This is a genomic window from Chromohalobacter sp. HP20-39 (genome assembly GCF_033052815.1).
In the GTDB taxonomy this organism is placed as follows: Bacteria; Pseudomonadota; Gammaproteobacteria; order Pseudomonadales; family Halomonadaceae; genus Chromohalobacter.
Map to the genome: position 1 here is coordinate 1 of NZ_JAWHTP010000417.1, position 314 is coordinate 314.

Annotated in this window: 1 protein-coding gene; it reads right to left on the reverse strand. The window is 62.7% G+C overall.

Translation table 11 applies throughout. The annotated features are described in order from the left end of the window. A partial coding sequence (locus tag RVY79_RS18620; RefSeq protein WP_317466031.1) for a dihydrodipicolinate synthase family protein occupies positions 1–314 on the reverse strand: 314 nt, incomplete at both ends.

Genomic DNA, 314 nt, shown 5'->3' on the forward strand with positions numbered 1-314 from the left:
CCCTTGATGAGTTGCGCAGCACGGTCGATGTTGCCGGTCGCTTCCTTCACGCCGATGATGCCCGGCACTTCGGCCAGACGCAGCATGGTCTCGACCGTCATATCGGCCACGGTACGGCCCGGCACGTTGTACAGGATGACCGGCAGGTCGACCGATTCGGCGACCTTGCGGAAGTGCAGATACATGCCTTCCTGCGTCGGCTTGTTGTAGTACGGCACGACCTGCAGCGAAGCATCGGCGCCCACCTGCTTGGCGTAGGCCGTCAGTTCAATGGCCTCCACGGTGGAATTGCCGCCGGTGCCAGCGATGATTGG